Here is an 18,441-nt window from a genome sequence, read left to right on the forward strand (position 1 = left end):
CTATACATGTTTACAGCAGTAAATCTTGGATGCATTGCCTCAAATTCAGTTTCAGAAATATCTATGAAAGCGCCTAGTTGCATTAGATCTTTGGCAGTTTTCAAAGCTTCATCAAATGAAATACCCATTTTTTCAGATATAGTAGTTGACGTCATCTTACCATAGCATGTTACTAAGAGAAAGACTTTAGCTTGGAGTGGTTTTAATTTTATTTCAGAAACTAGATCATTTTCTACTCTTGATAGTTCCATTGCTTTTAAAATAGCATCTAACCAAATAAAGGATATTATGAATCTCGTTTGACCAGTAATTTTTTCGATATTTTAAGTGAAAATCCCATGGCAATAAAATGCATCACAGCACCTATGATTGCAGCCTGAATCAAATTATCAAGAACAGTCCAAGCAATAAGAAAAGACGCGATAGAAGGGATAGTAACAATTCCTGCAATAATTGAACCTTTTAAAACAATGTCACTCATTGTGAGTTTTTCAGATTTACTATTAGTCATAAAATAAATTTCGAAAAAATGGTAATAAAAACCAAAGAGACTTTATATTTGGTCTAGGTCAAAGTAAACCACTTGGCTAGTTACAAGGGCACATATTCAAATGAACAATCATTAAATTTTGCAATTCCCATAATGGTAATTTTATTTCTTGGAATCATCTACATTATGACTCAAAGATCAGGATCAGGATTTGTAAGTTTTATTTTAATTGGGGCTGCAGCAATAACAATGTTTTATTGGGTTCACGTTTTGAAAAAAATGACAAAAGATCAAAAACCAATTTACAACATAAGAGAACAAGAGACAAAAAATTGGGTATACGATCTTATCAAAGGTGAAGATGATTTTGTTTTTGTATCTGAAGTTCCAGGACCTGAAGACAAAATAGCAGTAAGACTAATTGATGGTATTTTGTATATTCGTGGGTCTATGGGTTTTTCTAAAGAAGTTCCAATCCAAGGTTCAAATGAGATGCAGATTGGTGATTTCAAATACAGAAACGGTGTATTGACACTAAGAATAAAAAAACTATAAACTTTTTGCCAGTTCTAATTTTTGTGGAAGATACTTGTCTGTAATGTTTGTTAGACCATATTTTGAAAATGCTTCTAATTCAGCTTTTCTTTTAATTTTAAGAAATACATCCAGTTCTTTTTTCCAGATGCCTTCTTGATATCTTGGATCATTTTGTAAATCATAACATCGTTTAATGTCTGATTCAGTCATAGGGATTGTAGGTAGTTTGAATTTTTCAATGTCAGTAGCCCAGACACCTACCCATTTTGCATCAGGAACTGTAAGCTCTCTTAGATGTGCTGCATTTGCAGAACCAGATTTAATCACCATTGCAATATGTTCCCCATACACGTCTCCGTCTGTAAGAACAATTACGGGTAATCCCATTTCATCATGTAGTCTTTTTAGCAAAGTTCTAGTGGAACGTGGGGCTTGTCCCCCAGTGTTAATAATAATTGATTTGAATTTCTTATCAACTTGTTCTTCTACAAATCTTGTAAACAAACCACCTTTCTCAATTGCAATAACAATCTCAGCACTTGTATCCATTAGTTCTGCAGTAGTCAAGCTTGGGCCAATAGCATATCCATCAGGATGATTAGAAAGATTCATCTTTTTTCCTTCATAGCCAGGAATTGTATATTCTATATTCAAATCTCCAAAAATAGAACTTCTTTCTTCAGGAAATATATGAAAATCTTCACGGGGTTTTGATAATACTGCTTCTAAATCCACAATGATATTATCAGATTCAGATTGATCTTCAAATTCAATTTCGAATGCTTGAGAAGAATAATAGACATCTCTTAATGTAGATGATTTTTTTTCTTGAGTTAACCTATTAGCAAAAAATGCCAACCACATTAATTGTGTAAATGATCTTAATTGAGAAGAATTTCTTGAGCTTCTTACAGCAGCTGAATTCCCTAAGATGTATTGTCGAAGTTTTTTATCATATACGATATTACTAACAGATCTGCTAGGAATTGAAAATTTTGGAAACTGTCCATTGTTTAAATCGCCATAAACTTTGGCGCCATGATCTTTTAAAGTATCAATGATGTTTTGTTGTTTTTCAAGTGCTTTTTTCTTTCTATCTTTAATCTTGTTTGTCGTCAACTGTGATCTCCTCTTCCAATAATTTCTTATAATTTGGTTCTTTAGTCTTTCCTGCGAGTTCTGTACAAAATTGAGAAATTAATGGCAGATATTTTGCATATAGATTTGCTCTCTTTTTTGCCATCTCGGCTTGACCTCGTTTAGACATGTATGCGGCAAGTTTTCTAGACAAAAACTGTAATCCTAATCTTAATTCGCGCTCTATCTCCTGTCTGTCTGCCACATTTTCTTTTCCGACTGTTTTGTAAGGAATTCTGGTGGAGCAAATATGTGACACTATAACAAAAGGCGGATCGCCTTTGACTTTGTATCTAGTCCAATCTGTATCATGTACTACTTTTAGGACTACATCACTTCCTTCATCATAAAGTAATGGAATTCTATTAGCATATCGATAAACATGTGGTCCACCTGGGCGTATTTCACCACCATATGCAATACCCATTTCCACAACAAATGGAAATCCAGAATAAGCTGAAGCGGGACGCTGAATAACTGCGCAAAAATCAGGTTTAAAGAATTTTTTCATTCCTTTTTCAAGAGGTTCTTCTCCCAAAGGAGCTAAACAACTTGGATCAGGTGAAAGAAAGTCTTCAAATTTTTGTAAAGAGTCACTTAGTTTGACTAGATCTTCATTTGTCATTGATCCCATTCGTTTTTCTGGTTTGAATCCTGCAAATTCTGCAAACTTGACAGCTGTTGATGGACCAATTCGTTGAAATCTTTTTGTCAAAAATGCAATAAGTGTTTCACCTTGAACTGTACCAGTCAATTGTTTATAGAATGGATTTTCAGGATCCAAATCTACAGATTTTGAAAGAGAGTCACCAAAATCCCAAAAATATAATTTCTTATTTGGTACATCAATATCTTCAATTCTAATTTTATTTAGTTTGTCAAAATCCATTTCAAGAAATGACATCAATGAGATAACAACTCTAACAGGTCTAGAAAGTGTCTTCCATCGTTTTTTTGCTTTTTCCATTATTTCAGCAAACGCAAGATTCTTTTTTGATAATCCTAAGTCTTTTCTAACTTTTTCAATCATTGCATCATCAATGTTAGGAATTTCGAATTGTGATTCAACCATCATACGTCTAATTGTTTCAACATCAATACCATGTGCATGTGGTCGAATAATTGTCGGAGCAGGTGGCATCTCATTAACGATTTTTGAATAATGGAATTTCTCACCTTTTGGATCATCAAAAGTTATTGTTGCATACGGAGTAATCAGAGATGTTTCATAAACATAATCCTTAATTTTTGAACCTGCTTTTGAATAATCCCCTTCTAAACAAATACTAACAGAAAGACCTCGTTTTGTCACTTCTTTTGTATTATGTTTTATTATCACAGGTTTATTTTTTTGAATGTCGAGTAACAATTCAAATTCGTCCTGAATTTTTCCATCAGTTGAGCTCTTTACATAAACTGGTTTGTTTGTAGTTATTTGACCATAGAGAATTGCCATTGTTGCGCCTAGACCAAACATGCCTCGTGCCTGTTTTAGTCCAAATTTAGAACCATAAAGTACTGTTCCAAAAGCTAATGGGACATGTTTTGATTCTATTCCAGGACCATTATCTTTTACAGTTAGAATGTAGGGTTTTGGATCCGGTTTGTCAGGATCCACTGCCTTAATTGACATATGAACATCAGGAAAGATACCTTTTTGATCACATGCATCAAGAGAATTTTCTACAAATTCTCTAACTGCAGTGTATAGTGATCTAGTGGGATTACTAAAACCAGCTAAATCTCTATTCCTATAAAAAAACTCACTTGGTGAGATTTGATTAAATTTTTCTTTAATAGACATCTTGATTTTCCCACAATTGCATTTTCTCTTGTTTATTTTTTCTGTTTGCTGCTTCTAATTTATTATAAACAGCTCCATGAATACTTCCATTGGAAATAGAAGATATAGCATCTACAACTAATCGTAGTTTACTTGTATCACCGATTATTGAAACAGTTTTTCCATAAACAGAAATATGAGTACCAGTTAAATTTTCCATATTTTTTCTTGCCTTACCACCCTCTCCTATAATTCTCCCTTTTATCCTTTCAATATTTGCATTTGATTTTCCTGCAAATTCTCTCAAATCGATCACATGAAGTGCATTTTCACCCTTTAGTAAACTGAATGCATTTTCTGGAGAAAATCCTCTACCTATTGCAATTATTATTTCCATAGCTTTGAAGGGTTCGATATCCTCAACTTTTCCATTTGATGTGATAAAAACTTCACCTGATTGGCCATCAATATCCAAAGTAACACGGCATAGTTCTTCAATTTTGGATTTTATGCTACCAGATTTACCAATTAAGACGGCTATTCGATCATTTGGGATTCTAAGTATTTTTTCAAAGCTCATCTTACAATGTCCTCAAATATTTTATTTGGATCCTCAACAGAAATTCCTCTTTTAGAAAAGAATCTAACGATATTATTAATATCTCTTTTAAGAAATTCTTGTGCATTAGGATGTCTTAGATCAACTGCTGAGCCAAGATCAAAAAGAACCAATCCTTTTGGAGTTTTAAAGATATTATATTCAGAATAATCACCATGAACTAATTTGGCTTTTTGATATAATCGTGTAATTATGGATATTGCTTGAGAATAGTCGTTTTGATCAACTTCAGAATCAAGCAAAATATGTGCGGGAGATCCTTTTTCACCCACAAAATCTAGGGCTAGCACATTGTTTGAGAGATATAGTGGTCTTGGAACTGGAATACCACATTTGTAACACTGTGTTAAATTTCGATATTCTTTTTTCGCCCATAAATAAATGAGATTTTTTGTCCCTTTTTTTAATTTTAAAAATCTAGGATCTCCAGTTATGTACTGTTCTCGTTTTTTAAAATTTGATGTACTAATCAAATAAATCTTTAATGCAACATCATTATTTTTTTCATCTACTGCCCAAAAAAGTACAGATTCTTTTCCAGCACTTACAGGGCCATTAACATATGCAATGATATGATCTGAGATCATTTTGTATAGAGTCATAACAGTTGGTTTATCTAAAACTTCATTGATGACTTTACCTTTTTTGAATCCATCTTCCAATCCTCCCTTTTTAGATTTGGAAGTTAGTTTATGATCTATTTTTGATTCTATCTTTCTACTCAAGTCATCATACAATAAATCATCGGACATCAAATCATCAGACACGGTATCATCGGACAATGTAATCTATTGAGGTTACTAGATAAAAGAGATTTCCTTTATCAGGATCATAAATTATCATCAAATCAACTTGTTACTATTCATTTCAAATTTAAACACTACATTTTAAAAACAATTAAGAAAGGTACTCCAGAAATTTTTTTTATGCCATTTTCAGAACCAATTCCAAGTTCTAATGAAAGAGAAATTGTATTTTTTCCAACCATATTAATTATTGTTGAATTCTCTAGTAACTTTTTAGCTTCATCTTCTTCAATTATTTGATCACCGTAATAGCTTTTGCTAATTGTCATAGTTAATTCATTTTGAACAATATTTTTTCCAAGTAAATCTGCATCACAGATATTTAGCATTAAATTTTTTTGATATTCAGTAATTTTTACCGAGAATTGCATTACGCATATTTACCTTTTAATGTAGATTTTGCACCGCAAGCTTCACAAATTAAAAATGAAATTCTATTTTCTTTTAAAATCTTAGTGTCAGGACTTTTGCAAGTATGACATTCCAAATAATCCTTAACATAAATTTGGAAGAGTCGTGTAAAATCATCAGGGGCTCTTCTGCCAACAAACATTGCCTTATCACCTGAGCGTTCAGCTGGGACTGCAAATTCTTTTGAAAGGTATTGGAGTACTTTATCAGGATCACGACGAAGTACTTTAGGAAATTCGGAGAAATTACGAAGAAAAGTTTTTTGTCCTTCCCACATTACATCTACCACAGGGAGTTCAAATCTAGTAGTGGATGCTTTTTTAGAATCACCCAGTTTATCTTGAATCCTCTTTAGTAGTGTTTCATAATCTGATTTAGCCACTAAAAAATTGTGTATGCTGTACCCTATATTGGTTTTTGAAAAAGAGAAATCGTGTGGATTTTGTAGGCCTACATCTTACCTATTCGGAAGACATTAGTTCCACATTTTGGGCATGTGCCTTTTACAGCTGGACGCCCATTTTTTAGTTTAGTTTCTTTGGGATCTTTGACTTCCCTTTTTGCTCTGCATTTTACGCAATATGCTTCTACCATTCTAGCAAATGTCGTACTTGGTGGTATTTAGGAAGAGCCTGTGAAAATTATTTAACTATAGACTAGATGTGTGTAAATTTTTTAATGCTCAAAAAATGAAGTATTATAAATAATTTCAACAAATATTGGAATTTTTTTAATATTTATAATAAGAATTGTATTTGTATCAGTTTTTTTTAATATTTCTTAAATAAGAGGCTGTATTTTACAAGGTTCACCAATTATAAACACCGTTATTCCGAATTAACAAAATGGCATCAAAAAAAGGAATTGCAGTTACAGTCATCATATTAGCAACAATCACAGCAGTAAGTTTTCTCTTTTGGGTAATTCCACAAGAAAATCCATCAACTTTGATTGTATCAGATTATGAAAACTATCTTGACGGTGTAAAGAAAATTCATCAAGTATTACATGAATCCATAGATACAGAATTTCAGGATCTTTTGGATGGAAAAACCACTCCCGAGGATTATAATTCGGTAGCTGACATAACATCATCACAAGTTACTGGACAAATTACTGAATTCATCACATCTAAACCGCCAGAAAAATGGCAAGAAAGCTACATCAGCTATATGGAGGCACTCAAAAAATTCAATGAATACATTATAGAAACTAAAGTTGTAGCAAACATGCTAAAAGAAGGTCAAAATAGTATTGATACTATACAAAAAATAGAATCATTAAAGTTAGAATCACAAGAACTAATCAAAAAGTCTGATAACTCTAGACCTTAGATAGGCTCAAAACAGAACTATAATATTTTTAAAAGTTGGAAATCGTTAAAAAGCAATACAGCAACTAGAAGAAATAATGTCTCAAAGCTCTGACAAGGTAGAAAAAGAAGTCAATGCATCTACGGCTAACAAATTACTAGTAATCTGTGTAGATAGAGACAATGATATTGGTGAGAAAGCAGGAATTACAACTCCAGTAATTGGAAGAAATGCCTGTATTGATGCAGCGCAAAGATTAGCGTTAGAAGATCCTGAAGATGCAGATTCAAATTCAATGTTTGCTGCAATTAAAACTTATGAGGATTTGATAAGTAAGGGGTACCAAGTTGAAGTAGTAATTGTAGCTGGAATTAAGAAAAGAGGAGTTCAGGCAGATGAAAAAATACTAATGGAGATAAAAAAAATCTCAGAATCATTTTCAGCAAATGGTGCAGTGATTGTATCAGATGGTGAAGATGACGAAAGTGTAATTCCAGTAATTCAAAATGTATTACCAGTCATTTCAGTACAAAGAGTAGTAATGAAGGTAAGTAGAAGTGTGGAATATTCCTATGCAGTATTCGGCAAATATTTGAAAATGTTAGCTTATGATTCAAAATATTCAAAATTTTTCTTGGGTGTTCCTGGAATACTTTTGTTGATTGGTGGTATTGGAACAATTTTTGGTTACACTGCAGAAATATTTGCAGTGTTAGTAAGTATTTTAGGTGCTGCATTTTTAATCAGAGCCTTTGATGTAGACAGAGCATGGTCTAATTTAACAAAACCTACACCTATGGGATTTATTAGAATATTTACAATGGTTGCAGGTATTTTGATAATATTATCATCAATACCAGCCGGAATTAATTCAATTGATCAAAAATTAATAGAGAAAGATTCAGAATTAATCTCAATAATCACTGACAAAATTGTAATCGGGCAATTTGTAATAGGAGTTCTACCGACATTGTGGATTGGATTAGGTGCAATTTTTGCTGGAGTGTTATTGAGTAATTGGATAGGGGGCATTCCAAGACAAATCACAGACATTTTAAGAATTATAGTTTTAGTTGCACTGTATCCAATAACATCACAGTTTATCATAATTATGATGAGTTATGATGTAGGCTCAATTACGCTTGTACCACCATTATTGGCAGGTCTGGCGGCTACGTTAATCTCTGCAACCATACTCTTTAAAAAATATAGAAAGCATAAACGTCAAGAGATGATTTCAGACTAGAAATTATTTTAAAAATTAATTCTAAAAACACTGATATCATCTAGTGTCAAATACAAATTAGTGGTGATTAGAGATTAACAAAATAAAAGATGTGGCATTTCAGCTTACAGGGCTATATAGAATTTATTCAAAAAGACTTGAAAATGAGATACGCGGTGGAGATATTCCAAATCATCTTGCTTTGATTTTAGATGGAAATAGAAGATGGGCAAAAGAGACATTTGACTATTCCAAAAACAGGCCATTGGAAAGGGGCAGATGCAGTAGAAAACCTATTGGATTGGTGTGAAGAGTTTGATATCAAAATTATTACTCTGTATGCTTTATCCGCTGAAAATCTAGATAGAGATGATGAGGAATTAAAACATCTTTACGAATTGATTCGAATTAGATTAGAAAAGCTGTACAATGATCCAAGAATTCATAAAAACAAAATGAGGGTAAAAGGGATTGGCAGGATAGAACTTCTACCAGAATCAATCAGAGAGATTCTAGATAGATTAGATGTTGCAACAAAAAACTATGATAATCATTTTCTAAATATCGCATTAGCATATGGGGGGCAAAATGAATTAGTAGATGCTGTCAAAAAGATAGCTGAAAAAATCAAAGTGGGAACTTTGGATGTAAAAGATATTAGTAAAAAAGAAATCGAATCCAATTTATACACATCTCATTTACCACAATCTTCTCCAGATATGATTTTGAGAACATCTGGTGAGAAGAGACTAAGTGGTTTTCTTATGTGGCAAAGTGCATATAGTGAATTGATTTTTATGGATATTTTTTGGCCAGAATTTAGGAAGATTGATTTGATGAGAGCTATCAGAACATTTCAAGAAAGAAAAAGAAGACTAGGAAAATAAATAAGGAGATGAAATGATAGAAGAGACTTCTGCAGGAATTGTTTTGTTTAGAAAAGAGAATTCAAAAATTTTATTTTTATTGTTGAATTATCCATCAGGTCATTGGGATTTTGTTAAAGGTAAAATGGAAGAAGGTGAAACCATTCATCATACTGCAATTAGAGAAACTAGGGAAGAGACTGGAATTACAGATATTGAATTTATAGAAAATTTTGAAGAGTGGATAGAGTATAATTTTCAATATCAAGGAGAGTTGGTTCACAAAAAAGTTGTTTTTTTCTTAGCTGAAACAAAAACAAAAGAAATTACTATATCACATGAACATCTGGATTATGCATGGATGGATTATCAAACAGCTGTAGAAAAAACTACATTTGATAATGCAAAATCAATTTTAACGAAATCAAAACAATTACTTGACAAAACTTTGTAGTTGTAATTCTTTTAAAACATCAACTGGATTTTTAGAATTAATTATTGTCCTACCTACAATTAGATAACGAGTTCCAGCAGAAATAACTTCTTTTGTATTACCACCTTGCGTACCAATACCAGGAGAAAAAATATCCAATTTTGTTCCTGCTTTATTATAGCAGTACTGAATTATTTTAGGAAATGTTGCCCCAACTACAATTCCATCAGCTTTAGATTCAATGGCCCAGTCTAAAAACAACTGATATAGTTGCTGTTTTTTTCCCATCTTAATTTCCATGTCATATGATAATTTAGCTTCAGGAGCACTCATGTGACATAGTGTGATCACACCTTTGTTTTCTTTGTGAGCAGATTTTACTAATAGTTTTAAACTATCCAATCCCATAATCGGATTTGCAATTACTGCATCAAATCCTAAATCCCAGAGACGCTCAGTGGTAACTTTATTGGTATTTCCAATATCATTTAATTTAATGTCAGCAATTGTTTGTAATCCACATTCATGGGCAATTTTATTTATTTTAGAAATTTCTTTAAATCCCAATGGTAGCAATAAATGAAAATTTAGTTTAATCCCACAAAGATAAGGAGATAATTTTTTGATATTCTGGATTGTTTTTGTCTCCAAGTTACTTACAGATGAATCATAGTCATTGGCCAAGATGATATTGCCATTCTTTTTAGATATTTGCGAAATTCTAGTTTTGAAGGTGGCCATAATCAACTAATGGGTGTGTATCTTTTAATTTTATGATTTTGATATATGAATATCCATGTTCGGAAGGATTGTCTACAAAAGAGGGTTCAACATTGTTAGTTGTAAATTTTAGATATGGTTTTTGAGGATCAGAATCAAGAACTACATGACAGAAATAAGAAGTTCCTTCTTCATTAAAATTCATAAAAACTCCCACTAGCCATTTATTTTTATGTGGAAATAAGAACAATGGAAAAGGAGTTTCTTCAAAACCCCATGTCAGTTTTGCAAGACTGGACATATCTTCAAGTTCAATAGGCAAGTATCTATCAGCAGTTCCATTACCAGGTTTTAACGCATCGGGAAGGGATTTAATTCTCACAATAGGGGAGTAGAGTTTACTTGCATCAGAAGTAGAATTTACTATATCAGCTTCTTCTTTGCCACCTTTTAATCCATAGCAAATGTAATGACCATCATTTTCAAACGGTGTATAATACACGATTGGTTTTTCTTTTAAAATATCCATTTGTACTGATAAAACTTTTTGACCGTTATGATCATGAAGAAAAGATACGCGTGGTGCACGCTCAAGTGCGCACACTAATCTAGAAAATTCCAGAGTGGAAGAAACTTGAATGTAACGAGGTAATTTATCCACAATTATTTTTTGCATAATACTAAATTAAACTTACCCCAAAAATTTTCAGCCTATTTTCGTCTGTCAATGATTTCATTGATAGCAGGCCCAGTACCAATTATTGTTACAGGCGTGTTTAATTTATTTTCAATATTTTTTATAAACAATTGTGCATCTTTAGAAAGTTCGTTAAAAGATGTTTTACCTGCACACTCTGGAAATATTACATCTAGTTTCGTAATTGAGATTTGTGTTGCACTGTTGAGCATGATTGCACGCCTAGCTAAATCAAAATCAAAATCAGCAGCACGTCTTTGTCTTCCTGTTACAGTACCGAATTCAGACCAGCCTTTGTTTTCAGCTTCTTCAAGCGTGAGTTCTTTTGCTAAGGGTCCAGTTCCTACGCGTGTAACATATGATTTGAAAACAACAATTACTTCATCTACTTTTTTTGGCCCAAGGCCAACATCGGCACAAATTCCAGACGCTGTTACATCTTTTGAAGTAACAAAAGGATATGTCCCATGCCATAAGGATAGAAATGTCCCTTGTGTTCCTTCAACCAATACATTTTGATTTAAAGAAATTGCAGAGTTTATTTCATCTGCAACATCCACCATTAACGAAGAGAGGGAATCAAAGTCCTTTGCTAATTTTAAAACACGCATTGCTCTATCTGCATTTGCAGGGCCAGTACCTGAACCAGTACTACCAATCTTTTCTTTTAACTCACCCTTTGAATCACGAGTAAGATGACTTTCTTCAATAATTCCACAGTGTTTATCAATAAATGCTCGTCCAGATGCATCAAAATCTTGTATTTCTTTTAATAAAACAGAAGGATTAATCACTACGCCAGGACCAATCAATACTCTGGCATTTTTGTTTAAAAATCCACTAGGTAACATTCTAACTTTGTATATTTTATCTCCATCTCTAATTGTATGACCGGCATTTGGTCCAGCACCACCACGAACTATAATTTTTGGATTATCTTTCATTGCAAGATATGATATGATCTTTCCTTTACCTTCATCACCAAAAAATCCACCAACAACAACAGTTGTAGTCATATTTTCAAATCTAAATTCCGTTTATTTAAGCTGAAGTGCTCTCAGATGATTTAATATTCAATTAAAAATAGAATTAATCAGTGGCTGAACCAAATTATGCAGGAAATATCATAGTAATTTTGGCAAATCTTCCTGATTTTCTCCGAGTTCCAGTTTTGAAAAAAAGAATGATGGAGTTTTTCTCTATGGGAGAAACAGAGAAGAAAGAGATAATCAATAACGCCTTAGAAGCAGGACCTACAATTCCTTTTCCAAATTTTGCAAAGTTGTTTAAAACATGGTTAGAGATCTTAACTACATTATCAGAAGAGCAACGAAATGAGTTATTTTCAGGATATATCAAAGAGATTTCTAAATCTCCACAAAAATTAATCATCTTTAACTTAGACGGGATTTTAGAGATTTTCTTATCTTTAAAGGATGAAGAGAAGCAAATACTTTCACAAACAATCAGAAAAATTATCAGTGATCTTGAAGTTGAGGAAAAAAGAAAAGTGATGTTAGTTATTCCAGATAATGCAAAAAAATATCTTAGTATTTAGGCACCTGGTGGTTTATCGGGTTTTCTATTATCCTCATTTGTATAATCTATAATTTCTCCTTCTGGAGAGAGCACACCAGCAAAGATTTTTTCATGTTTTTTCAATAGCTTTCTATGATCTGGCATTGACATGTCAAGCCTCATTTCATTCATTACCATTACTCGGTATTCTTTCCATTCACCCCAACACTTGTTACAAACTGGGTATTTCTCTGCAACCATATCAAGTGTTTCACTATCAGGAATTGGGTTTTTACATTTTGTACAAGTTCGACTCATAGAGGATAACAAAAGAGAACTCCTTTTATCTTTTATTGAATAAAATGAAGATTTAATGTTTAGTGTAAAGTAATAATAGATAACAAATTCAAATTTAGGTGTGAAAATAAAATGTCCCAAATGTAAGAAAACAGCAGAACTTTCAATGGATTTTTCATTTGTAAAATGTGAAACATGTGATTTGGACATGAGTTATGGTGAATACGTCAAATTTGTGGCACATAATGAAACAACATATTCAGATATTTTAGGAGATTATGCAGGAAGCACTGAGGGTCAATCTGCAGGATCATTAGATGAATGGGATTAACAACTTGGTAAAATGATTCAGCAGATTAAAATAATTAGATTGAACAATTGTTAATCATCATTGGAATTTCTTTTAGAGAACATACTAAATTTGGTTGGATTTTTGGTTGGACTCATCATTGGAATAATATCACTGATTGGATTCAGAAATACAGGTAGTCCAACATTATTTAGATTAACAATAGCATTTTTTTCAATTAGTGCCGGATTTTTTGTTATATGGGCGGGATACATGTTTGAAGATTTTGTAATAAAATCAGGAAATATAGAAAGATGGGTACAGACTTTGGGAATTGTTATTCAAACAATTGGATACTTTTTCATTGCGTTTTCACACAGTATAAAATCATTTTTTCCTAAATCAAGATATTTTAGATCAGTTGGAATAATTCCATTATTCTTAGTATCTTCTGTTCAAATTGAACATATCTTTAGATCTATATCGTTTATTTTATTAGCTTATGGAGCTATTGAAACAATGCTATCATATTTTGAAAATAAAAATAAAGGAGCCATATCAGTTGCAATTGGATTAGCGTTGTTAGCTCTTGGAGAATTTATGAGTTGGTATTCATTTGTATTTCCAGAATCGATATTATATTCAGTATCCATGACAATCAAAATTGGGGGATTGATTGCTTTGTTTATTCCAATAAGCAAGATTCCACTAACTAAGATAAAATTCGATGATAAATTTGAATAGTTAAGTATTAGGCTCAAATTAATTGAAAAAATAAAATTTGTCAAATAATTTTATCTTTTTTGTACATTACAAAATATCACCTTACTCTCATAGAAATTCTGGAAATAGCGTATACAAGGGATACCCATGGTAGAATACAGAACACATATGAAAATAATTGGAGAGATATTATCTACTACACGGGATGATCTTCAAGATGAAAATGGAGCTTCAGTGACATACCTGATTAGAAAAGCTAACATTTCACACTCAAGAATTTCTAGAATTTTAAAAACACTAGTATCTCAAGGTCTATTAGAACAGGTCGATTCACATGGTTCAAACAAATACAAAATTAGTCAATCTGGACGAGAATTTCTTCAAGCATATTATACATTCACATCTTTTGCAGATAACTTTGGTTTGACAATCTAGTCTTCAGTCTCTTCGAATTCATCTAAATCATCATCAAAATCATCCTGAAAATCTGTATCTTCATACTCCGTTGAACTTGACATGTATATCATCAGAATTTTGATTTCGTTAAAATACTTTATCAGATTAAATCTTACAAATATAGAAAAAATTGGAATGTCGTAATTCAAATTCAGAATGGAGGTCAATTCTCTTAAAAATATACAGAAGGAGTTTTAACACGATGTTTAGTCTGTAAAATACTTTGAACCTAATAATTACATGTGCAAGACATTTAGAGTCAGAAACAAAACAGGAACTATCAAGTATTTTGGAAAGTATTGGAGATTCAGAACCTTCGATAATCATTACAAATATGTCTGGAATTTTAACTGCTGAGACAAAATTAGATCCAATTCAAGTTGTAAATAAAATTAAAGAAATGTTATTAGATGAACCATGGTCTATAAGATATTGTCTTAGAATAATCCCAATTCAAAAAATTATGGAAACAAATATTGAAAGTATTGAGAATGGATTATCAGATTTAATTAATTTAATTTCAGAAAATGAGTCGTATAGAATTTCAATTGAGAAAAGAAATTCTAACATTTCCAGTCAAGAGATTATTTCCAGAATTGCGAAAAAAATAAAAAATAAAGTATCATTAGAATTTCCAGATAAAGTAGTATTAATTGAGATATTGGGAAATAAAACAGGAATCGCCATAGTTAAAAAAACAGATATTTTAAGCATAGAAAAAACTAAAAGAAGTTTATCAGAGTAATACTGTAGCTTTTTCTATCAATATGTCCTCAAGTGGAGTTTTTGATAAAACTATTGAAAGTTGCTTATCATTTATTTTGAAATGTTTTTTTAGAAATGATGAATTATCTTTAGAAAACATATCCACAGATATTTTACTCAATTCTGTATAAAGTAAATCCAGTGCTTTTCTATTTCCAATAGCAATTAAGATAAAATTCTGTTTTGGTTTTATTCCTGCAGAATTAATTGCAGTGGAGATTTGTTGAGAAATAGCAAAACGCATTAAAATATCCATTTCAAGTTTATTTGAGAGTAATAGATTGTTTTTATCAGAATAAAGCGATAATCCAATAATTTTTTTTAAATGGTAATTATTTAAAATGAAATTAGCTGAAACTGCTTGAAGTTTAATTTTTGGGAATTTTTTCCTTAATGTATCTAGAAAAATGATATCAATTTGATTTTGGCCTTGAATTTCAATTACTTGAATTAATTTGTGTGACATATTGAAAAGTAGTCTCTTAGAAGAACCACCATGAATTACAGGAATTATACTCACTACATCATTATTTTTTATCAAAGTCATCTTTCCCTCCATTGCAGAAGAATCAGCACCATTTACTGCAATCAGAATATTTTCAACATCTAAATCAGGAGTATTAGAGGGTTTTAACTCTAAGAGCAAATCAAGAAGTTGTTGAATAGAAATGTCAGATTTATCTATTTTTAATTCATTAGTAGAAAATGATTTTTTTGCTCCACCTACAAGTTTGATAATTATCATATAGACATCATCAAACAAGTTAAGATTAATTTTTTATCAGTTGTATGACTATTCGTCTGAATCTTCATTTGCAGTTGGTTCAGATACCATTTCAATAACTTCTTGAACATCATCATCGCCTTCAGAAATTTTTTCTTTTAATGTATGATTTTCAATTTTGGAAGATTCAATTTGAGATTGTTTTACTTTTTCTTCACGTATTTCTTTTTTAATAAATTTAGTAATATATCCTGCAATTTCGTTTTTAAGACCTTTTGAACGAATTATAGCTATTTGATCTAATACTTTTTTATTATCAGCAAAATCTTCTCCAAATTTTGGTTTATGTTCAACTAGAACTTCATAAGAGAGACGCTTAATTCTATCCATTGCTCGTCTAATGAATTAGGGTTTTTTATACCTATATTCCAAGGAATGCCTTTGAATTATTCTCTAATAATAAAGCCATTTCATCATAAGATTTGCCAAGTATATTTGAGGCGCAAAACACAACACTTGGAATAAAGCTGATTTGCCCAGATTTCATTTCAAAACACCTAGAGAATCTAACTGGTCCGTCAGTCTCAACAAGAATTTTTGTTTCAGTTGTTTTGGATAATAATGTCTGTTTATCACCTGCATAAATCATAACAGGTCCATATGAAACAAAAAAATCCATATCCATTGCTTTTTGGAGTTGTTTTTTACTCCCATCAAACCAATGGAGTAATGCGTGTTTAGTATCATATGAAGTCATTATAGAAAATATATCATCAAGACTTTTCCGTGAGTGAATAGAAACAGGTTTTTGAAGTTTTTCAGCCAAAGACAGAAAAGTTTCAAAAAAATGAATTTGACGTTTAGTGTCTTCTTCTAATTTTGCATAGGTTGGATCTAGCCCAATCTCGCCAATACCAGAGATAAGTGTCTTATTTTCATTGATCATTTCTGTCATTAATTCAAGATTATCATTAGTGTTTTCAGGATGTATTCCAATGAAAGGCAAAACGAGTTTACTTCTTTTTCCAATCTCTAATGTTTTTTTGGACGTCTCAGTATCTACAGAGACACAACAAGCTTTGATTTTCATATTCTCCATTCCATTTAGGATATAATCCAAATCAGATTGATACGATGAATCGGATAAATGAATATGAGAATCATATAGCCAAGCCAATGACTCAAGTTTTAAAATAGTCTGTATAAATCGATTCCTTGGTGATATTTTTTTACTCACAATCTTTTATCGGAAAAAAGAAAAGAAAAATCAATGAAATCATCTGAACTTGGTATTTCAGCTATGTACAGAATTTTGAAAAAAGCAGGTGCTGAGAGAGTAAGTGATGAATCTGCAGAAGAACTAAGAGGAATAATTGAAGAATTGGCAAACAACATTGCAAAAAGTGCTGTAGATATGGCATCGCATGCAGGAAGAAAGACAATCAAAGCCGAAGATATCAAACTAGCTTCCAAACCATTTATTTGATTTTAATCTAAAGAGTTTAATTATTCATTTCATATTTTTTAAAACGGTACTCTGGCAGAACGGTTATGCGTGAGCCTGCAAAGCTTATACAAGGGGGTTCGACTCCCTCGGGTACCTTTCATTTATTGAACTATAACTTGTCCTTTCATCCATGGATGTAACGTACAAAAATAATCATATGTTCCAACATTTTCAAAAATGAATGTAAATGATTCCTCTGGATCTAAATAGGTGCTATCAAAAAGTCCACTTGGTTCACCATATGAACCAGCAGTAACACTATGAAATGCAGCATCTTGATTTACCCAATTTACGGATTCACCTTTTTTAATTTCAATTTTTGAAGGGATATAACAAGAATCAGTGTTTTCACATCCTGGTCGTGAGACTTTTGTAGGCATTATCACATCAGCTTTGATATTTTTTGGTTTGTCAAATTTTTGATCATCTGAGATATTTTGGGATAAAAGCATAACACTAAAAGTAATTCCTACAGTAGTTATGAGTATCAGTCCAATTAGAAATATTGTTTTTTTTTCCAAATTACATCACATATAGTACAGAGTTATTGTATAATTACCAAATTCTCTAAATATATAACATATGAGTAGAACTAATTGGCTCAAAATGGTAATGGGTTATTAGAGTATATTCCAGGTTCTCATGTTCTATTAACTCAAAAAAATTCAAGTGTTCCTTTAGAAGGATTTTCAGAAAATATTAGAGGAAGCATACAAGAATACGCTGAAGATTCAAAAAGTGAAGTAGAGAAAGGGAATAATTTTCTCCAGTGGGTACTAACAAGAGTTTTTGAGGCTACTGAAGACGATGCAGCTGATGCAATTGTAGATGGAGCAAATGATCTTGGAATTGATGCGTATCTCCCAGTAGATTTTTCCGATAACACGATCAGGTTATTTCAATCAAAATACGGAACATCACATTCTTTTGAAGCAATTGCAAAATTCAAAGAAGATGCAAAACGTCTACTTGGAAAAGACATATCAAAAATGCGTCCAGAATTAGCTCAGCTTGTTACAAAAATTAAGGAGAAAAATCTAAAAATAAAATGTTGTTATGTCACGGATCAAAAAGTAGACTATCAAGATGATCTAATTGAAATTATAGATATTGAAAAGATTGTTC

28 protein-coding genes and 2 pseudogenes are annotated in these 18,441 nt (G+C 31.7%); 12 read left to right on the top strand and 18 right to left on the bottom strand.

The annotated features are described in order from the left end of the window. Positions 1–251: helix-turn-helix domain-containing protein (locus BG20_RS03590; RefSeq protein WP_010191044.1), on the bottom strand; the 251-nt coding region annotated here is incomplete at its 3' end. Positions 252–286: 35 nt separating this feature from the next. Further along, a complete protein-coding gene (locus BG20_RS03595; protein WP_010191046.1) occupies positions 287–511 on the bottom strand; it encodes a hypothetical protein in 225 nt (74 codons plus the stop codon). A gap of 72 nt (positions 512–583) precedes the next feature. On the opposite strand from BG20_RS03595, the gene BG20_RS03600 reads away from it, so the two are divergent. Then, the gene (locus tag BG20_RS03600) at positions 584–1,045 is read left to right on the top strand and encodes an Hsp20/alpha crystallin family protein (protein WP_010191048.1); all 462 of its coding nucleotides are present in this window, start codon (positions 584–586) and stop codon (positions 1,043–1,045) included. Here the strand turns inward: BG20_RS03600 and BG20_RS03605 are convergent. The 7 genes from BG20_RS03605 to BG20_RS12645 form a co-directional block, all read right to left on the bottom strand. Further along, on the bottom strand, positions 1,040–2,146 hold the full coding sequence (locus tag BG20_RS03605; protein ID WP_007402879.1) for a DNA topoisomerase IV subunit A: 1,107 nt from the start codon (positions 2,144–2,146) through the stop codon (positions 1,040–1,042). The genes BG20_RS03600 and BG20_RS03605 overlap by 6 nt on opposite strands. Beyond that, the gene (locus BG20_RS03610) at positions 2,127–3,968 is read right to left on the bottom strand and encodes a DNA topoisomerase VI subunit B (protein ID WP_010191050.1); all 1,842 of its coding nucleotides are present in this window, start codon (positions 3,966–3,968) and stop codon (positions 2,127–2,129) included. The genes BG20_RS03605 and BG20_RS03610 overlap by 20 nt, the downstream gene beginning before the upstream one ends. Beyond that, the gene (locus tag BG20_RS03615; RefSeq protein ID WP_010191053.1) at positions 3,958–4,527 is read right to left on the bottom strand and encodes a KH domain-containing protein; all 570 of its coding nucleotides are present in this window, start codon (positions 4,525–4,527) and stop codon (positions 3,958–3,960) included. The genes BG20_RS03610 and BG20_RS03615 overlap by 11 nt, the downstream gene beginning before the upstream one ends. After that, positions 4,524–5,333: a serine protein kinase RIO gene (locus BG20_RS03620; protein ID WP_010191055.1), complete on the bottom strand. Its 810-nt coding sequence runs from the start codon at positions 5,331–5,333 to the stop codon at positions 4,524–4,526. Before BG20_RS03620 ends, BG20_RS03615 begins: the two co-directional genes overlap by 4 nt. A gap of 113 nt (positions 5,334–5,446) precedes the next feature. After that, positions 5,447–5,743: a DUF424 domain-containing protein gene (locus BG20_RS03625; RefSeq protein WP_010191057.1), complete on the bottom strand. Its 297-nt coding sequence runs from the start codon at positions 5,741–5,743 to the stop codon at positions 5,447–5,449. Beyond that, on the bottom strand, positions 5,743–6,165 hold the full coding sequence (locus BG20_RS03630) for a translation initiation factor IF-2 subunit beta (RefSeq protein ID WP_010191059.1): 423 nt from the start codon (positions 6,163–6,165) through the stop codon (positions 5,743–5,745). Before BG20_RS03630 ends, BG20_RS03625 begins: the two co-directional genes overlap by 1 nt. A gap of 68 nt (positions 6,166–6,233) precedes the next feature. After that, positions 6,234–6,377 carry a DUF5679 domain-containing protein gene (locus tag BG20_RS12645; protein WP_007402885.1) on the bottom strand — a complete coding sequence of 48 codons (144 nt, stop codon included), beginning with the start codon at positions 6,375–6,377 and terminating at the stop codon, positions 6,234–6,236. Between the two features lie 251 nt (positions 6,378–6,628). On the opposite strand from BG20_RS12645, the gene BG20_RS03640 reads away from it, so the two are divergent. The 4 genes from BG20_RS03640 (at position 6,629) to BG20_RS03655 (ending at position 9,641) form a co-directional block, all read left to right on the top strand. Beyond that, positions 6,629–7,117, top strand: coding sequence for a hypothetical protein (locus BG20_RS03640; protein ID WP_010191062.1), 489 nt, complete (start codon positions 6,629–6,631; stop codon positions 7,115–7,117). 76 nt (positions 7,118–7,193) lie between these two features. Further along, on the top strand, positions 7,194–8,342 hold the full coding sequence (locus tag BG20_RS03645) for a DUF373 family protein (protein ID WP_010191064.1): 1,149 nt from the start codon (positions 7,194–7,196) through the stop codon (positions 8,340–8,342). Between the two features lie 191 nt (positions 8,343–8,533). Continuing rightward, positions 8,534–9,208, top strand: a complete 675-nt coding sequence (gene uppS / locus BG20_RS03650; protein ID WP_238527479.1) for a polyprenyl diphosphate synthase — start codon at positions 8,534–8,536, stop codon at positions 9,206–9,208. Positions 9,209–9,221: 13 nt separating this feature from the next. Next, the gene (locus BG20_RS03655) at positions 9,222–9,641 is read left to right on the top strand and encodes a bis(5'-nucleosyl)-tetraphosphatase (protein WP_010191066.1); all 420 of its coding nucleotides are present in this window, start codon (positions 9,222–9,224) and stop codon (positions 9,639–9,641) included. Here the strand turns inward: BG20_RS03655 and BG20_RS03660 are convergent. Genes BG20_RS03660 through BG20_RS03670 form a run of 3 tightly spaced genes read right to left on the bottom strand, consistent with a single transcriptional unit; the run spans position 9,621 to position 12,053 of the window. Then, positions 9,621–10,361 carry an orotidine 5'-phosphate decarboxylase gene (locus tag BG20_RS03660; protein WP_010191068.1) on the bottom strand — a complete coding sequence of 247 codons (741 nt, stop codon included), beginning with the start codon at positions 10,359–10,361 and terminating at the stop codon, positions 9,621–9,623. The genes BG20_RS03655 and BG20_RS03660 overlap by 21 nt on opposite strands. Further along, entirely contained in the window at positions 10,342–11,016 is a 675-nt protein-coding gene (locus BG20_RS03665; RefSeq protein ID WP_007402891.1) for a hypothetical protein, read from the bottom strand. The genes BG20_RS03660 and BG20_RS03665 overlap by 20 nt, the downstream gene beginning before the upstream one ends. Positions 11,017–11,051: 35 nt before the next feature. Further along, positions 11,052–12,053: an adenylosuccinate synthetase gene (locus BG20_RS03670; protein ID WP_010191071.1), complete on the bottom strand. Its 1,002-nt coding sequence runs from the start codon at positions 12,051–12,053 to the stop codon at positions 11,052–11,054. 80 nt (positions 12,054–12,133) lie between these two features. On the opposite strand from BG20_RS03670, the gene BG20_RS03675 reads away from it, so the two are divergent. Further along, the gene (locus BG20_RS03675; protein WP_010191072.1) at positions 12,134–12,595 is read left to right on the top strand and encodes a hypothetical protein; all 462 of its coding nucleotides are present in this window, start codon (positions 12,134–12,136) and stop codon (positions 12,593–12,595) included. Here the strand turns inward: BG20_RS03675 and BG20_RS03680 are convergent. Continuing rightward, entirely contained in the window at positions 12,592–12,873 is a 282-nt protein-coding gene (locus BG20_RS03680) for a Fe(2+)-trafficking protein (RefSeq protein WP_048097045.1), read from the bottom strand. The two genes, BG20_RS03675 and BG20_RS03680, sit on opposite strands and share 4 nt — an antisense overlap. A 100-nt stretch (positions 12,874–12,973) precedes the next feature. On the opposite strand from BG20_RS03680, the gene BG20_RS03685 reads away from it, so the two are divergent. The 3 genes from BG20_RS03685 (at position 12,974) to BG20_RS03695 (ending at position 14,299) form a co-directional block, all read left to right on the top strand. Further along, the gene (locus BG20_RS03685) at positions 12,974–13,183 is read left to right on the top strand and encodes a hypothetical protein (RefSeq protein WP_048097042.1); all 210 of its coding nucleotides are present in this window, start codon (positions 12,974–12,976) and stop codon (positions 13,181–13,183) included. Between the two features lie 60 nt (positions 13,184–13,243). Next, positions 13,244–13,885, top strand: coding sequence for a hypothetical protein (locus tag BG20_RS03690; protein ID WP_010191079.1), 642 nt, complete (start codon positions 13,244–13,246; stop codon positions 13,883–13,885). Between the two features lie 126 nt (positions 13,886–14,011). Then, positions 14,012–14,299 carry a winged helix-turn-helix domain-containing protein gene (locus BG20_RS03695; RefSeq protein WP_007402897.1) on the top strand — a complete coding sequence of 96 codons (288 nt, stop codon included), beginning with the start codon at positions 14,012–14,014 and terminating at the stop codon, positions 14,297–14,299. Here BG20_RS03695 and BG20_RS12375 read toward each other — a convergent pair. Next, a complete protein-coding gene (locus BG20_RS12375) occupies positions 14,296–14,469 on the bottom strand; it encodes a hypothetical protein (RefSeq protein ID WP_157999274.1) in 174 nt (57 codons plus the stop codon). The genes BG20_RS03695 and BG20_RS12375 overlap by 4 nt on opposite strands. A 74-nt stretch (positions 14,470–14,543) precedes the next feature. Here BG20_RS12375 and BG20_RS03700 point away from each other — a divergent pair, with 74 nt between their 5' ends. Next, the gene (locus BG20_RS03700; RefSeq protein WP_010191082.1) at positions 14,544–15,065 is read left to right on the top strand and encodes a THUMP domain-containing protein; all 522 of its coding nucleotides are present in this window, start codon (positions 14,544–14,546) and stop codon (positions 15,063–15,065) included. Here BG20_RS03700 and cgi121 read toward each other — a convergent pair. The 3 genes from cgi121 to BG20_RS03715 are packed head-to-tail and all read right to left on the bottom strand — an operon-like array spanning position 15,057 to position 16,986. Further along, positions 15,057–15,830, bottom strand: coding sequence for a KEOPS complex subunit Cgi121 (gene cgi121, locus BG20_RS03705; protein WP_010191084.1), 774 nt, complete (start codon positions 15,828–15,830; stop codon positions 15,057–15,059). The two genes, BG20_RS03700 and cgi121, sit on opposite strands and share 9 nt — an antisense overlap. A gap of 48 nt (positions 15,831–15,878) precedes the next feature. Further along, complete coding sequence (locus BG20_RS03710; RefSeq protein WP_010191085.1) at positions 15,879–16,199, bottom strand: hypothetical protein; 321 nt, start codon at positions 16,197–16,199, stop codon at positions 15,879–15,881. Between the two features lie 31 nt (positions 16,200–16,230). Continuing rightward, positions 16,231–16,986, bottom strand: a complete 756-nt coding sequence (locus BG20_RS03715; RefSeq protein ID WP_081477531.1) for a TatD family hydrolase — start codon at positions 16,984–16,986, stop codon at positions 16,231–16,233. An 84-nt stretch (positions 16,987–17,070) separates the two neighbouring features. Here BG20_RS03715 and BG20_RS03720 point away from each other — a divergent pair. Beyond that, positions 17,071–17,295 (top strand): annotated as a pseudogene (locus BG20_RS03720) (histone family protein); the annotation flags it as partial. A gap of 122 nt (positions 17,296–17,417) precedes the next feature. On the opposite strand, the gene BG20_RS03725 reads toward BG20_RS03720, so the two are convergent. Further along, the gene (locus tag BG20_RS03725; protein ID WP_010191089.1) at positions 17,418–17,837 is read right to left on the bottom strand and encodes a cupredoxin domain-containing protein; all 420 of its coding nucleotides are present in this window, start codon (positions 17,835–17,837) and stop codon (positions 17,418–17,420) included. A 75-nt stretch (positions 17,838–17,912) separates the two neighbouring features. On the opposite strand from BG20_RS03725, the pseudogene BG20_RS03730 reads away from it, so the two are divergent. Then, positions 17,913–18,441: pseudogene (locus tag BG20_RS03730) on the top strand (AIPR family protein); the annotation flags it as partial.

Origin of the sequence: Candidatus Nitrosarchaeum limnium BG20 (assembly GCF_000241145.1) — an archaeon.
Lineage (GTDB): Archaea > Thermoproteota > Nitrososphaeria > Nitrososphaerales > Nitrosopumilaceae > Nitrosarchaeum > Nitrosarchaeum limnae.